Origin of the sequence: Rhodopseudomonas sp. P2A-2r, from assembly GCF_026015985.1 — a bacterium.
In the GTDB taxonomy this organism is placed as follows: Bacteria; Pseudomonadota; Alphaproteobacteria; order Rhizobiales; family Xanthobacteraceae; genus Tardiphaga.
The window spans coordinates 4,516,452-4,530,756 of sequence record NZ_CP110389.1 but is presented as its reverse complement, the minus strand read 5'-3'; the positions used below and the strand labels follow the sequence as shown (position 1 = coordinate 4,530,756).

Sequence of the window (14,305 nt, the reverse complement as noted above, 5' to 3'; positions counted from 1 at the left end):
GGAGGAGTCATATGACACGCAAGCAGCGACGGTTGACGATGATTGGCGGCTCGCTGGCGGTGCTGGCGGTGGCGGCGGCATTGGTGCTGAACGCCATGCGCGACTCCATCGTGTTCTTCTCGACGCCGACCATGGCGGCCGAGAAGCACGTTCCCGTCGGCAAGCGTTTCCGGCTCGGCGGACTGGTGCAGCCGGGCTCGCTGGTGCGCGGCGACAATCTCGCGGTGACCTTCGAGGTCGCCGACGGCGGCGCCAAGCTGCCGGTGGCCTACAAGGGAATCCTGCCCGACCTGTTCCGCGAAGGGCAGGGCGTGGTCGCCGAGGGCGCGCTCGATGCCAACGGCGTGTTCAAGGCCGACACCGTGCTGGCCAAGCACGACGAGAACTACATGCCGAAGGAAGTCGCCGACTCCCTGAAGAAGCAGGGCCACTGGAAGGACGACTACGACAAGAAGCCGGGTGCGGCGGGCGCGCAGGGCGCGTCGAACACGCCGCAGAGTGTCACTGACGCAAAACAAGGAGTTTTGCGGTGATCGCCGAAGCCGGACATTACGCGCTGGTGCTGGCGCTGGCGCTGGCGCTGATCCAGTCGACCGTGCCGATCCTCGGCGCGCGGCTGCACGATCCCGCGCTGATGAACGTGGCGCGCTCCACCGCGCTGGCGCAGCTGCTGTTCGCGGCGCTGTCGTTCACGGCGCTGGTGATGCTGCACGTCAACTCGGACTTCTCGGTCGCCAACGTGTTCGAGAACTCGCATTCGATGAAGCCGCTGCTCTACAAGATCACCGGCGTCTGGGGCAATCACGAAGGCTCGATGCTGCTGTGGGTGTCGATCCTGGCGCTGTTTGGCGGGCTGGTCGCGGCATTCGGCAACAACCTGCCGCTGACCTTGCGCGCAAACGTGCTGGCGGTGCAGGGCTGGATCGCCACCGCGTTCTACCTGTTCATACTGATCACCTCGAACCCGTTCCTGCGCCTCGCCAATCCGCCGATCGAGGGCCGCGATCTCAATCCGGTGCTGCAGGACATCGGCCTCGCGGTGCATCCGCCGATGCTCTATCTCGGTTATGTCGGCTTCTCCATCTCGTTCTCCTTCGCCGTCGCTGCTCTGATCGAAGGCCGCATCGATGCCGCCTGGGCGCGCTGGGTGCGGCCGTGGACGCTGGTGGCGTGGATCTTCCTGACGCTGGGCATCGCGATGGGCTCGTACTGGGCGTATTACGAGCTCGGCTGGGGCGGCTGGTGGTTCTGGGACCCGGTGGAGAACGCCTCCCTGATGCCGTGGCTGGCCGGCACCGCGCTGCTGCATTCGGCCGTGGTGATGGAAAAGCGCAACGCGCTGAAGGTCTGGACCATCCTTCTCGCGATCCTGACCTTCTCGCTGTCGCTGCTCGGCACCTTCCTGGTGCGTTCCGGCGTGCTCACCTCGGTGCATGCCTTCGCCACTGATCCCACCCGCGGCGTGTTCATCCTGTTGATCCTGTGCATCTTCATCGGCGGCAGCCTGACGCTGTACATGTGGCGGGCCTCGGCGCTGAAGCAGGGCGGGCTGTTCGCGCCGATCTCGCGCGAGGGCGCGCTGGTGCTCAACAACCTGTTCCTCACCACCGCCTGCGCTACCGTCTTCGTCGGCACGCTGTATCCGCTGGCGCTCGAAGTGCTCACCGGCGACAAGATCTCGGTGGGTGCGCCGTTCTTCAACCTGACCTTCGGGCCGCTGTTCGTGCCCCTGCTGCTGGCGGTGCCGTTCGGGCCGCTGCTGGCATGGAAGCGCGGTGACATCAAAGGCGCGGCGCAGCGGTTGATGGCCGCCGGCGTCGCTGCCCTGGTCGCCGTCGCGCTGCTGTGGGCCTGGACCAAAGGCGGCGCGGCGCTGGCGCCGCTGGCCATCGGCCTTGCGGTGTTCGTCATCGGCGGCGCCATCACCGACCTTGTCGAGCGCACCCAACTGTTCCGCGCGCCGTTCGGTACCGCCATGCGCCGCGCCCGCGGCCTGCCGCGCTCGACCTGGGGCACTGCTTTCGCGCATGCCGGCGTCGGCGTGGCGCTGATCGGCATCGTCTGCGAGACCACCTGGAACAGCGAATATATCGGCACCATGAAGCCGAATGAGGTCGCCAAGATCGCGGGATACGAACTCAGGCTCGACGACGTCACGCAGCGCCAGGGGCCGAATTTCCGCGAGATGATCGCCACCTTCGGCGTCAGCCAAGGCGGCGACAAGCTCAGCGTGATGACGCCGTCGAAGCGCAACTTCACCACGCGGCAGTCGTCGACCACCGAAGCGGCCCTGCTGTCGCGCGGCTTCAGCCAGCTCTACATCTCGCTCGGCGACACCGCGCCGGATGGCGGCATCGCGGTGCGGATTTATCACAAGCCGATGGTGCTGCTGATCTGGTTCGGCCCGGTGCTGATGGCGTTCGGCGGGTTGCTGTCGCTGTCCGACCGACGTTTGCGCGTCGGCGCACCGAAGCCGGCCAAGGTCCCGCGCGCGCTGCAGGCAGCGGAATGATGCGCGTGAATGTCTTGCGCGCTGCATGCGTCGCCTTGGCGATGATCGTCGCATCGCCGGCCGCCCACGCCGTGCAGCCCGACGAGATCATGGCCGATCCCGCCAAGGAAGCCCGCGCCCGCGAGCTGTCGCGCGAGCTGCGCTGCATGGTCTGCCAGAACCAGTCGATCGACGATTCCGATGCGCCGCTGGCGCGCGACCTGCGGCTGCTGGTGCGCGAGCGGCTGGCCGGCGGCGACAGCGACAGTCAGGTGCTGGACTTCCTGGTCGCGCGCTACGGCGAATTCGTGCTGCTGAAGCCGCGGCTGGAGCGGCACACGCTGCTGCTCTGGCTGCTGACGCCGCTGGCGCTCGGCGGCGGCGGCCTCGCGCTGTGGTGGCACTACCGGCGGCGTGAAAAGGGGACGGCAGCGGACGGCACGCCGCCGACGCTGTCGGCCGAGGAAGAGGCCCGGGTGGAGAAGCTGCTCGCGGGCGAGACGGCAGAGACCAGACAGGCCTAGCCTGCGCAAATCCGGATGCCGGATCGTACGTTGTTCACGCCACCGACAATGCAGCCTGGATGTTGCGGCCGGTGCGCTCGATATGTTCGCGCAGGATCCGCGTGGCGTCGCGCGTGCGCCGCTCGATCATCGCATGGGCGATCGCGGTGTGTTCGGCCGGAACGTCGCGATCGGGCTGGTGCTTCTTCAGAAAGATGCGCCGATAGCGGTCGCTCTGGTCGTGCAGGGTGGCGCAGAACTGCATTAGCAACGGCATCTGGCACGCCGAGATCAGCTCGGCATGAAATGCGCGATGGGCGGTCTCCCAGGCTTCCTGCTCGTCGATGGAACGCGGCCCGCGCTTGCAGCGACTGAGTTGGTGCAATGTGCCGAGCACGCGACCTTCCCAGGCGACGTCGCCGTGCGCGATACTTTCCTTCACCGCGAGACCTTCGAGCTCGACGCGCAGCCGGATGATTTCCGCCAGATTGCCGGGCGAGACCGGCGTCACCCGGTAGCCGCGCTGGTCGATCAGCGCCACCAGGCCGTCATTCTCGAGTCGGCACAGCGCTTCGCGCAGCGGGCTGAGGCTGACGCCGAAGGCGGCCCGCAGACGGTCGAGATTGAGCTTGCTGCCGGGCAGCAGCTCGCCCCGCATGATGGAGTCGCGCAGGCGCGCGACCAGCGTGGTCGAGAGCGTGGTCGGCACGGAACCGGCGGTACGTGCGGCGTTCATCGATGCATCACCCGTTGCTGTCGAAACCATAGAGCGCGGCGGGATTGTCCACCAGGACGCGCTGTTGCGTAGCCTCGTCGGGAATCCACAGCGGGATCAGATCGACCAAGTCGCCGTCGTTGGGCATGGGCACGGGGCAGATGGGGTGCGGCCAGTTGCTGCCCCAGATGATCCGATCAGGCCGGGCCTCGATCACGCGGTGGATCATCGGCAGCATGTCGCGATGCGGATAGGGCTCGGCGGAGAGGCGGTAGAGACTGGCGAGCTTGATCCAGCATCGATCGGTATCGAGCAGCCGCAGCAGCGTCCGGAACGGTTCGGAATCGACGCCTTCCGCGGCGCTGATGCGCGCGAGGTGATCGAGCACGAACGGGCTGCGCACCGTCAACAGCTGCGGCGCCACGTCGACCAGTTCGGTCGCCTTGTTGAAATGCAGCACCAGATGCCAGCCGAGATCGAAGGTTTCCTCCGCCAGCCCGCGCAGATGCGCGAACGACGCACCCCCGCTCACCACTGTCGACATGCGACAGCCACGCATTCCGGCGCGGTGCAGGTCTTCCAGTTCGCCCGGCGAGAGGCCGGAGGCGATCACGGCGACGCCGCGCAGCCGGGTCGGATGGGAACGCAGCGCGGAGAGGGTTGCCCGATTGTCGGTGCCATGCGCGCCGCCATGCACGATGACCGCGCGGTCGATCCCCAGTGTCGCGTGGAGCTGCATCAGGTCGTCGCAGGTGCAGTCTTCCGGCGTGTAGCTGCGCTGGTCGCTGAAAGGGAAGGTTGCCTGTGGGCCGAACACGTGGACGTGGGTGTCGCAGGCGCCGGGCGGCATGACGAACGCCGGTCGTTTCGGATGGCGGTCCGGACCGGGGCAGGGCTTCGGCGACATGCCGGGCGTGGGTGACGTCATCTTTCGTGCATCCCGTTCATTCGGCTGCAGTGCGCCATCCGGCGTGCCGCTGTCCGGCCGATTTGACGGCAGCGGAAATGGCTGTCAACATAAAATCGACGATACAGAAAAAATCGATGATCTTGGAGGATCGCATGCGGCTCGTGGTTTCCGCCTTGGCGGCTTTGGTGATGATGGTCCAGATCGGCCAGCCGGCTGAAGCAGGGTTTCCCGATCGCGGCGTGCGCATCGTGGTGCCGTTTCCGGCCGGCGGTTCAAACGACGTGGTCGCGCGCATGCTCGGCGCCAAACTGCAGGAGCTGTGGGGCCAGCCGGTGGTGATCGACAATCGCGCGGGCGCCGGCGGCAATATCGGCGCCGAGTCCGTCGCCCGATCGCCTGCCGACGGTTACACATTGCTGCTGACCGCGCCGGGACCGCTCGCCGTCAATCAATCGCTCTACACGCAGCTTTCGTTCAACCCCATGAAGGATTTCACGCCCGTTGCGCTGATCGCATCGGTGCCGATCGTGCTCGCCGTGAACCCGAACGTGAAGGCAACGACCGTCGCCGAGTTGATCGCGCTCGCCAAGGCGTCGCCGGGCAAGCTCAATTTCGGTTCGTCCGGCCTTGGTTCGACCAACCATCTCGCCGGCGAACTTCTGAAGACGCGCGCCGGCATCGACATTGTCCATGTGCCGTATCGCGGCGCGGCCCCGGCCATGAACGACCTGATCGGCGGCCAGATCCCGATGATGTTCGACAACATGCCGGCGATCCGTCCGCAGGTCCAAGGCGGCACGATCCGCGCGATTGCGGTGGCCGGCGCCAAGCGTTCGCCGTTGTTCCCCGAATTGCCGACGATGGTCGAGGCGGGCGTCCCGAATTTCGAGGCATCGTCATGGTTCGGCCTCGTGGCACCGGCCGGGATGCCGCCGGATGTGATGAACACCCTGATCGACAGCGTCACGAAGCTGCTGAAGGACCCCGACATGGTGAAGCGACTGGCCGACGTGGGCGCCGAGCCCGGCACGTTGTCAGGCAATGCCTTCGCTGCATTTTTGCGCACGGAGTCCGATAAATGGGGCCAGGTGGTCAAGACAGCCGGCGCCAAGGTCGAGTAGGACCTGACAGCATGTCCGATTTGAAGATGAGAGCCCCATGACCGACAATCCAGTGCAGCTCGACGAACTGAAATCCCGTTACGAAGCGATGATCGGCTTCACGCCGCCGAAGATCGCAAAGCGGCTCGAACTCGGCATGCGTGTCGATCCCGCGCTGGTGACCGCGCTGGAAGACTGGCGAATCGCGGCCCTGACGCCGGCTGCGCTGGACCAGAAGACCGTGCAGCTGATGTCGTTTGCCATTCTGCTGGTGCAGACCTCGGAAGCTGCGGCCAATCACGCCAAGGCCGCGATCAAGGCCGGGGCCACGCTGGAAGAACTGCATGCCAGCGCCGGTATCGCGGCGCTGTTCCGCGGCGTCGCCGCCTTCAACATGGCCGGCGAAATTCTCGCCGGCCTGTTCCCGGAGCCGAAGGCATAGGCGTTCTCATAGCCCCGCAGCGTTCTGGATCACCGCTGTGAACGACCGGTCGACGATGGCGGCCGCGTCGAGCTTCTGCTTGATCAGGCCGGCACGCAGGTAGAGATCGATGGTCTTCTGCTCGTCGGCCACCACCGCGTCGTCGATCGGCGCGATGCGCACCTTGGCCCGCGCCAGCCAGTTCTGCGGCACCGCCGGCGGGATGTTCATGAGCTTGCCCCAGGTCTCCGCATAGGCGCTGACATTCGTGAGCGACCATGCCCGCGCCGCGGTGAGGCGTTTCACGAAGTCCTCCAGCTGGGCGCGCTTGTCCCTGATAGCGTCGGGCGTCGCCACCTGGAAGCTGAGGCCGGCCGTCAGGCCTTCGGCGGTGAGCACGCGGCGCGAGGCGAACAGCACTTCCTCCTGACTGACATAGGGCTCCCATGTCGACCATGCGTCGACCGAGCCGCGGGTATAGGCCACCTTGGCGTCGGACGGCGCCAGGAACACGATCTGCACGTCGGAGGTGGTCCAGCCCTTCGATTCCAGCGCGGCGAGAATCAACTGGTGGCCGATCGAACCGCGGCCGGTGGCGATCTTCTTGCCCTTGAGATCGTCGAAGTTCCTGATCGCGGAGTCCTTCGGGACAAGTACCGCGAGACCCTCGCCGGTCTGGCGGATCGCGGCGATCGCCTTCACCGGCACGTTGGCCGCAGCGGCGAAGGTGAACGGTGCATCGCCCACCAACCCGGTCTCGATGGCCCCGGCGCCGAGCGCTTCCAGCAGCGGTGCGGCGGCGGGAAACTCCTTCCATTCGATCCTATAGGGCACGTCCTTGAGCACGCCGGCGGCCTCCATCACCGCCTGCGCGTTGCCCTTCTGGTCGCCGACGCGCAGCGCGGTCTGCGCATCGGCGGATGACAGCGTCGCGGCGAACAGCGCGGCGGCGAGGATCAGGTGTTTCATTCTGCTGCGACTCCGCGGATCGACTGGCGCTCGGCGATCAGCTTTCGCGTCAGCGGGATTAGTTCGCGGCCGTATTCGATGGCATCGATCAGCGGATCGAAGCCGCGGATCAGGAAATGGCTGACGCCGAGGTCATAATAGTCGCCGAACGCCTCGGCGACCTGCTCGGGCGTGCCCACCAGCGCGGTGGTGTTGCTGTTGGCGCCGGTGAGTTTGGCGATTTCTGTCCACAGCCGCTTGTCGATGCGCGTGCCCTGTTCGGCCAGTGCGAGCAGGCGTTTTGCGCCGACGGTGGCGTGGCCGTCGGCCGGCTTGCGATAGCCGGTCTTGTCCTGCAGGGCGGTGGCGCGGGCAAGGATGTCCTCGGCCTTGGCCCACGCTTTCTCCTCGGTGTCGGCGATGATCGGCCGCACCGACAGGCTGAAGCGTGGCGTCGGCCGGCCGTGCCTGGCAGCGGCGGTGTGGACGCGCGCGGTGACGTCGCGCACCTGGGCATAGGATTCGCCCCACAGCGCGAAGGTGTCGGCATGCTTGCCGGCGACTTCGATGGCGGCATCCGACGCGCCGCCGAAGAACACCGGAATGCCGCCCGGCCGATACGGCTTGACCTGCGAGAAGCCGTTTTCGACCTGATAGTACTTGCCGTTGTAGGTGAACGGCTTGTCGCTGGTCCATTCGGCCTTGATCACATCCAGCCATTCGGCGGTTCGGGCGTAGCGCTCGTCCTTGTCGTCGACGGTGTTGCCGTCCTGCTTCAGCTCCGTCGCGTTGCCGCCGGTGATCACATGCACCGACACCCGGTCGTGCCAGAGCTGATCGATGGTGGCGAGCTGCCGCGCGATCAGCGTCGGCGCGGTGAAACCCGGTCGCTGCGCGATCATGACCTTGAGGCTTTCCGTGACGCCGAGCACGTGCTGCCCGATCTGCAGGCTGTCCGGGGTGGTGGAATGAAACGCCAGCAGCGCGCGGTCGAAGCCGGCATTCTCATGGGCCTTGGCGATGGTCTCGATGTGATGGCGGTCGATCACCGGCCCCTGACGGACGATGGTTTCGGACGAATTGTTGTTGCTGATAAATCCGATGAACTCGATGGACATGACGGGCTCCTGTTGGGTGTGAAAAGACTAGACGCCGAGCGCCAGTCGGCCGGCGGCGATGCGCGTGGCATCGTCCTGCGGGGTGTGAACGCGGCCGCACAGCGCGTCGCGGTGGTGCCGCTCCAGCGGATTGGCGCGGGTGAGGCCGTGATTGCCGCTCAGCGCCAGCGCCGCATGGGTGACGGCGATGGCGTTCTCGGTGACGGTGAGTTTCAGGATGTTGGAGTCCGAAGCGCCGATGGCGATGCCATCGTCGAAATCACCGGCGAAGCTGGCGATCAGTCGGGCGTTGACGGCGAGATGCGCTTCGATGCCGCCGACCGCTTCCTGCACCCGCGGCAGGGTTGCCAGCGATGCGCCGAGATTCGACGGCACGCGGCTGTTGAGGAAATGCACCAGCCAGTCGCGTGCGGCACGCGCCACGCCATCGTAGATCGCGGCGATGAACACGTTGTGCGCGCTGGCCTGGAGCGGGTCGGGCGCCCCCATTGGTCCGGCCGGCGCACATCGATCTCGTGGTCGAGGGGAAACACCACATCGTCGAACACCACGTCATGGCTGCCCGATGCGCGCAGCCCGATATGGTCCCATGTTTCCACGATGCGCGTGCCGGGCAGGCCGGCGGGCACCAGGAACAGGCCGACGCGGAGCTCCGGCTCGTCAGTCTTCGCCCACACCGCATACCACTTCAAAATCGGCGACCCCGTCGAATAGATCTTTCGTCCGCTCAGCCGCCAGCCGGTTTCGGTGCGCCGTGCGGTCGTCGCCGGCAGGCCGCCACGCGACGGCGAGCCGAGGTCCGGTTCGACGCGCAGCGCATTGATCAGCGCCAGCCCATCGACAGTCTCCTTGGCCAGCCTGCGGGCCAGATGGGCCGGCCAGCGCGGGCTCCGCGCGATGATCAGATGCTGGATGTAGTGCATCGACAGCACCAGGGCGGTTGACGGATCGGCCCTGGCGATGATGCTGACCACGTCGGCCGCCTCGCGCAGGCCGGCGCCGCCGCCGCCCAGTGCTTCCGGCACCGTCAGCGCCAGCAGGCCCGCATCGGACAGTTCCTGGAAATTCGCGAACGGAAAACTGCCAGCGCGATCGTGTGCCGTCGCGCGCTCGGCGAAGCCAGCGGCGAGTTGGACGGCTTTCTCCCGGCTGCCCGACGCGGTGTCACCGTGCTGGTCGTCGTGTTTGAGAATGTTCAGCCGGCTCACCATGTCGCGTCCAATCCCAGCAGCCCGAGAATATGCTTTCGCAGTTCCGCCAGATGCGGATCGCCACGGTGGCGCGGGTAGGGACGGTCCACCGCGATGTCGGCCTTGATGGTTGCAGGGCGATCGCTGAACACGATGACGCGGTTGGCCAGGAACAGGGCTTCCTCCACATCATGGGTGACCAGCAGCGCCGTGAAGCCGCTGCGCTGCCACAGCGAAACCAGTTCGGCCTGCATGGTGATGCGCGTCAGCGAATCCAGCTTCCCCAGCGGCTCGTCGAGCACCAGGATCTTGGGGTCGTTGACCAGCGCGCGGGCCAATGCGACCCGTTGCGCCATGCCGCCGGAGAGCTGGTGCGGGTACGCGTTCCTGAACGTCGTCAGCCCCACCAGATCGATGGCGGCATCGACGCGGTGCCGTTGCGTCTTGAGAATGCCCTGGGCTTCCAGCCCGAGCGCGACATTGTTCCAGACGGTGCGCCATGGAAACAATGTCGGATCCTGGAACACCACCACCCGCGATGGATGCGGTTGCGTGATCAGTTCGCCGTCCTCACGCAAGGTGCCGGCGCGCGGCGGCTCGAGGCCGGCAACGAGACGCAGCAGCGTGGACTTGCCGCATCCGGACGGCCCGAGCAGCGCGACGAATTCGCCGGGCGCGGCGCTGAAACTGACATTGTCGAGCACCGGCAGCACATTGCCGTCGATGTCGAAGGCGTGGCTGACGCCGGCGATGTCCAGCGCGGCTCCGGCCGTGACGGGGATATGTTCGGCGCGTGCGAGGGCTACCATTTGACGACGCCTTTTTGCCAGACCAGCAGATGGTCACGAGTCCTGAACAACAGGGTGATGGCGCCGGAGCACAGCAGCGACATCACGATCAGCGCCGCATACATGTTGGCGTAGGCGGCCCAGCCCTGCGCCCATTGCAGGTACCAGCCGAGCCCGGCCTTGACGCCGATCATCTCGGCGACGACCAGCACCGCGAACGACGATCCCAATCCCATGAACAGGCCGACGAACACGTGCGGCAAAGCGGCGGGGATCGCCACCTTCAGCACCAGGAACGACGGCTTGGCGCCAAGCGTGCGCGCCACGTCGTAATAGGCGCTGCTGACGCTCGCCACGCCCGACCATGTGAGCACCGTCACCGGAAAGCCGGTGGCCAGCGCGATCAGGAAGGTCGAGGCGCTCCAGCTCGACGGGAAGGTGAAGAAGGCGATCGGCAGCCAGGCGGTGGCCGGCAGCGGACCGATGAAGCGCAGCACCGGATGCACCCAGTAGCCGACCGCGCGCGACCAGCCGATCGACACGCCGGTGAGGAAGCCGACGGTGGCGCCGATGAAGTAGCCGCCGAGCTGCAGTTTGACGGAGGCGAACACGCTGTCGAGCAGCTTGGGCAGATCGTCGGTGTAGACCTCGACAATGGACTGCGGCGGCGGAAAGAACGGCAGTGGCAGCCAGGCGAATTTCGCGGTGGTGACTTCCCACAGCGTCAGGAACAGGCCGAGCGCAAGAAACCACGGTGCGCGTTGCTGCAGGCCGGCGCCGAACTTGCCGAGCGCCCCGCGCGCCGCTGTCGCGACGACGATTGCCGCGGCGACGGCGAAGGCGGTGTAGGCCACCGCTTCGGTACGCGGCCAGTCACCGATATCGGGCCACCACAGGCATGACAGGCCGAAAGCCAGCCAGGCGAGCCCGGCCCCGATGCCGGAGATGCTGAGGCCTAGATGACTTGCGCGAAGCTTGCTCGCGATATGCAGGCCGCCGTCGCCGGCGACCAGCACCGTCTCACGATCCGCGCCGAACGGCGCGATGTCAGACTCCGAATACGTCGACATAGATCTTCTCCGCAAATTTCGTCGTATCGGTGCTGGGCTTGAACACGGAGACCGTCTTCAGGTCGTCGGCATAGGCCTTGAGCTCGCGCTTCAGGGCCTCGCCCACCGGGTGATGATGATGGGTGTGGTAGCGCACCATGCCCTGCAGGTCGGCGATGCAGGCGTTCTTCGGCGCATAGGGCGCGAACGAGGCCGCGGCCTTGTCGGGATTCTGCGCGGTGAACATCGCCGCATCGAGCAGCGCCTGCGTGATCGCCCGCGCCACCTGCGGCTCCTCGCGCACCAGGCTGCCGCGCAGGCCGAGAATGCAGCAGGTCTTGTCCTTGTATTCACCGTCGAGATTGGACGCGACTTCCTTGTACGCGGTGTCCTTCAGCCAGAGATAGGCGATCGGGTCGGAGGCCAGGAATGCCTGCACTTCGCCCTTCTCGACGGCGAGCTGCAGCAGGCTGCCGGGGTAGGGGCGCCAGTCGACGTCCTTGTTGGGATCGATGCCCTGCTTGGCGAGCTGGATCGAGAAGAAGTTCTTGTCGGGGCCGGCGAGGTCGCCCACCGCGACCACCTTGCCCTTGAGGTCGGACAGTTTGTCGACGCCGGAATTCACCTTGCTCAGGACGCGCATGCAGCCGCCATGGGTGCCGGCAGCGATCTTGACGTCGAAGCCCTGTTCCAGCGGCTTCAGCCAGCGCAATGCCATGCCGAGACCGGCGTCGGACTTGCCGGTGGCGATGGCCTCCAGCAACTGGTCGGTGGAGCCGCTGTAGTTGATCAGCTCGACGTCGAGATTGTGCTTCTGGAAGAAGCCGTGGTCGATGGCGACCGGCACCGGCGCGAGGCACACCGCGCCAGCATTCCACGACAGTTTCAGCTTGCGCGGCGCGCCGCCTGGCGGCGGCGCATCGGACGCGGTCTTGCAGATCGGAAATTCGGAAAAGTCGATGCCGGACGTCGCAGCACGGAACGGAAAGGCCTGCGCGCCGAACACGCCGATGGGTGCTGCGAGCGCAGCGGCAGCACCGGCGCGCAGCAAGCCGCGGCGATCGAGCAGTGTTTTGCCCTTGCTAACGTTCGGATCGTTGTCGATGGACATGGTCTCTCCTGTCTGCAAACGGCAAGGCGCCGCCGTCGCCGCAACGCGCGGGCGTTGCTGCCTGATGCTTTCGAAGCTGACGCTCAGTGAAACCGGTTCAATTTCGCAGAGTTGTCGGCGCTCGCTACGGTGAAGCTGATGGTGCGATGATGCGCGGCAGCATCATGATCGTCAATGAAATGGAATTTTGAATGTGCTGCGGTTCGGAGAGTTTATCTCCACCCGCGATTTGTCTGGAGGCGAATTCGGTTCGTGTGCCGGTTACGACAGTTCTGCGGCTGGTATTGAACGTCGCATGGCGATTTCATTTCCGTGGATGAGTCCGACGACCACGTCATGCGGGTGGCGGCAAGGCAGGAGAGGTCCGCCTCGCCGCCTCAACCTGGCCGCGGCGTAGGTACTCCATGAGCGAGCGGCATGGGGCAGGATTCATGCGGGCCCCTGTTTTCACGGAATCTTGACCTTTGTCTGCAAAAACACGCTGCAATCAGCCAGTTTCGACCTGCCCGAGAGAGCCCATGTTCGCCAACAGCAATCTGACCATCCGCTTTCTGGTCGGGGGCGTTGTGGGAGCATTGCTGCTCCTGCTGGCCTTCGGCGGCGGCACCGGCTTTGTCGCGGTCCTGTATCTCAACAACCAGATCGTCAGCCTGTCGGCCGATTTCGGCGCGCTCAGCGGCGCCAGCCACGACCACGCCATGCAGACCTATCAGCAGGCGCATGCGGCGTTTTCCTACTTTCTGATGGCTTGCGTCGCCATCGCGATCTTTGCCCTGGTGGTTTGCCTGGCCACCTTCTTCGCGGTTCGCAACGGGATCATGGGGCCGCTGGCCGCCATCGTTCACGCCATGCGGGAGGTCGCCGACCAGAAGTACGACACCGCCATTCCCGGCCTGGGCAAGCCGAACGAGATCGGCCTTCTGGCCGGCGCGCTCGAGATATTCAAGACCAATGGCCTGGAACGGCAGCGCCTCACGCAACAGCAACTGCTGGAAGCCGCGCACCAGAGCGAGCGCTCGCGCTTTCTCGATGACAAGATCCGGGATTTCAACGGGCTGATCGCCAACGTGGTGGGCAGCGTCGCGTCGTCCGCGACCCGCTTGAAGAGCAATGCCGAAGCCCTGTCGCAGGCCGCCAACGAAACCACAGCCAAGGCCAACGCCGTCGCCAGCGCCGCGAGCCAGGCCAGCACCAGCGTCCAGACGGTCGCCAGCTCCGCAGAGGAGATGACGACCTCCATCGGCACCATCAGCCAGCGCGTCAGCAACGCCACCCACCGCGCCGAAGGCGCCGCCGCACAGGCCCGCAAGAGCCGTGATACCATCCACACGCTCTCGGAAGCCGCCGAGAAGATCGGCGCAGTCGTGCAACTGGTGCAGGCCATCGCATCGCAGACCAATCTGCTGGCACTGAACGCCACCATCGAGGCGGCCCGCGCCGGCGAATCCGGGAAGGGATTTGCCGTGGTCGCCACCGAGGTCAAGCATCTCGCGGACCAGACCAGCAAGGCCACCGAAGAAATCTCGCTGCAGGTCGCGAGCATTCAGGGCATCACCGGCGAGACCCGCGAGGCGATGGACGGCATCTCGAACACCATCGCGGAAATCAGCGAGATCATGACCGGCATCGAGGTCGACACGGCGCAGCAGCGCACTGCGACGCAGGACATCTCGAACAGCGTGCAGGACGCGGCGCGCGGCACCCTGGACGTCTCCAACCATATCGTCCAGATCACCTCGACCTCGTCGGAGACCGGGCGGATGGCGAGCGATGCGCGCGACTCCGCGGTCGATCTGTCGCGTCAGGCGGAAACCCTGAAGCGCGAAGTTGACGGCTTCATCGTCAGCGTCAAGGCGGCGTAAGCCTCTCGCCACGCAGTCCTACAAGTCATCGCAACAGCATTGCGTGATGGCGTCTTTCGTCGTTCTGGCAGGCTCAACGCTGTCTCATGTCGAAGTGCC

The 14,305-nt window shown here is 65.9% G+C and carries 13 protein-coding genes and 1 pseudogene; 6 read left to right on the top strand and 8 right to left on the bottom strand.

Annotated elements, in window-relative coordinates:
• Positions 1-11: 11 nt before the first annotated feature.
• The 3 genes from ccmE to ONR75_RS21890 are packed head-to-tail and all read left to right on the top strand — an operon-like array spanning position 12 to position 3,015.
• Entirely contained in the window at positions 12-533 is a 522-nt protein-coding gene (gene ccmE / locus ONR75_RS21900; RefSeq protein ID WP_265079102.1) for a cytochrome c maturation protein CcmE, read from the top strand.
• Positions 530-2,512, top strand: a complete 1,983-nt coding sequence (locus ONR75_RS21895) for a heme lyase CcmF/NrfE family subunit (RefSeq protein WP_265079101.1) — start codon at positions 530-532, stop codon at positions 2,510-2,512. The genes ccmE and ONR75_RS21895 overlap by 4 nt, the downstream gene beginning before the upstream one ends.
• Before the next feature lie 5 nt (positions 2,513-2,517).
• Entirely contained in the window at positions 2,518-3,015 is a 498-nt protein-coding gene (locus ONR75_RS21890) for a cytochrome c-type biogenesis protein (protein ID WP_265079100.1), read from the top strand.
• A gap of 34 nt (positions 3,016-3,049) precedes the next feature.
• On the opposite strand, the gene ONR75_RS21885 is transcribed toward ONR75_RS21890, so the two are convergent.
• Together ONR75_RS21885 and ONR75_RS21880 are read right to left on the bottom strand one after the other, a co-directional pair.
• The gene (locus ONR75_RS21885; RefSeq protein WP_265079099.1) at positions 3,050-3,730 is read right to left on the bottom strand and encodes a GntR family transcriptional regulator; all 681 of its coding nucleotides are present in this window, start codon (positions 3,728-3,730) and stop codon (positions 3,050-3,052) included.
• Between the two features lie 7 nt (positions 3,731-3,737).
• Positions 3,738-4,637: an amidohydrolase family protein gene (locus tag ONR75_RS21880; protein WP_265079098.1), complete on the bottom strand. Its 900-nt coding sequence runs from the start codon at positions 4,635-4,637 to the stop codon at positions 3,738-3,740.
• A gap of 134 nt (positions 4,638-4,771) precedes the next feature.
• On the opposite strand from ONR75_RS21880, the gene ONR75_RS21875 reads away from it, so the two are divergent.
• Positions 4,772-5,740, top strand: a complete 969-nt coding sequence (locus ONR75_RS21875; RefSeq protein ID WP_265079097.1) for a Bug family tripartite tricarboxylate transporter substrate binding protein — start codon at positions 4,772-4,774, stop codon at positions 5,738-5,740.
• A 37-nt stretch (positions 5,741-5,777) separates the two neighbouring features.
• Positions 5,778-6,161, top strand: coding sequence for a carboxymuconolactone decarboxylase family protein (locus ONR75_RS21870; RefSeq protein WP_265079096.1), 384 nt, complete (start codon positions 5,778-5,780; stop codon positions 6,159-6,161).
• Between the two features lie 6 nt (positions 6,162-6,167).
• Here ONR75_RS21870 and ONR75_RS21865 read toward each other — a convergent pair whose 3' ends face one another.
• The 6 genes and pseudogenes from ONR75_RS21865 to ONR75_RS21840 form a co-directional block, all read right to left on the bottom strand.
• Positions 6,168-7,109 carry an ABC transporter substrate-binding protein gene (locus ONR75_RS21865; RefSeq protein ID WP_265079095.1) on the bottom strand — a complete coding sequence of 314 codons (942 nt, stop codon included), beginning with the start codon at positions 7,107-7,109 and terminating at the stop codon, positions 6,168-6,170.
• Entirely contained in the window at positions 7,106-8,206 is a 1,101-nt protein-coding gene (locus ONR75_RS21860) for an LLM class flavin-dependent oxidoreductase (protein WP_265079094.1), read from the bottom strand. The genes ONR75_RS21865 and ONR75_RS21860 overlap by 4 nt, the downstream gene beginning before the upstream one ends.
• 27 nt (positions 8,207-8,233) lie before the next feature.
• Positions 8,234-9,417, bottom strand: a pseudogene (locus ONR75_RS21855) (acyl-CoA dehydrogenase family protein).
• Positions 9,411-10,205: an ABC transporter ATP-binding protein gene (locus tag ONR75_RS21850; protein WP_265079093.1), complete on the bottom strand. Its 795-nt coding sequence runs from the start codon at positions 10,203-10,205 to the stop codon at positions 9,411-9,413. The pseudogene ONR75_RS21855 and the gene ONR75_RS21850 overlap by 7 nt, the downstream one beginning before the upstream one ends.
• Positions 10,199-11,254, bottom strand: coding sequence for an ABC transporter permease (locus ONR75_RS21845; RefSeq protein WP_265079092.1), 1,056 nt, complete (start codon positions 11,252-11,254; stop codon positions 10,199-10,201). Before ONR75_RS21845 ends, ONR75_RS21850 begins: the two co-directional genes overlap by 7 nt.
• Positions 11,232-12,344: an ABC transporter substrate-binding protein gene (locus ONR75_RS21840; protein ID WP_265079091.1), complete on the bottom strand. Its 1,113-nt coding sequence runs from the start codon at positions 12,342-12,344 to the stop codon at positions 11,232-11,234. The genes ONR75_RS21845 and ONR75_RS21840 overlap by 23 nt, the downstream gene beginning before the upstream one ends.
• Positions 12,345-12,862: 518 nt before the next feature.
• On the opposite strand from ONR75_RS21840, the gene ONR75_RS21835 reads away from it, so the two are divergent.
• Positions 12,863-14,206, top strand: coding sequence for a methyl-accepting chemotaxis protein (locus ONR75_RS21835; protein WP_265079090.1), 1,344 nt, complete (start codon positions 12,863-12,865; stop codon positions 14,204-14,206).
• Positions 14,207-14,305: the final 99 nt, after the last annotated feature.